General features: G+C 65.1%; 1 protein-coding gene. It reads right to left on the bottom strand.

Translation table 11 applies throughout. From position 1 onward, the window contains the following. A partial coding sequence (locus AB4Y77_RS22990) for a TasA family protein (RefSeq protein WP_442015467.1) occupies positions 1 to 288 on the bottom strand: 288 nt, incomplete at its 3' end. Positions 289 to 421 lie beyond the last annotated feature (133 nt).

The raw sequence follows: 421 nt of genomic DNA, 5'->3' as shown, positions 1-421 counted from the left end.
GGTGGTGAGGGTGACGTTGTTCAGGTCCGAGTTGCCGCTGTTGGCCAGGGTGACGAGCTTTTCGACCTTGTCTCCGGGCAGCAGTCCCGCGATCGGGACGTTGAGGGTGTTGGCCGGGCCGGGGGCGCCCAGGGCGATGGTGACGGTGCCTGCGGTGACGGCCTGCGATGCGGACGTCGAGGAAGTGAACGCGCCGTAGGTTCCCATGCCGGCGACGGCGGCTGCGGTGCCGACCAGTGCGACGGAAGCGAGGATCTTGCCGGAGGTGGTCCTGAGGCTGATGGCCATGGGAATCAGTGTCCTTTCGGTGGGCCACCGTGAGACCGGCCGGCCGTTTCTTCCAGCCTCTCTGGCTGACAAGAACTACTCTGCCGGGGCTGGATCAAGAACAAATCCTGCAAACCCGCAACACTTCCTCAGG

Origin of the sequence: Paenarthrobacter sp. YAF11_1, from assembly GCF_052113445.1 — a bacterium.
GTDB lineage: Bacteria > Actinomycetota > Actinomycetes > Actinomycetales > Micrococcaceae > Arthrobacter.
This window is presented reverse-complemented; position numbering and strand designations above follow the sequence as displayed.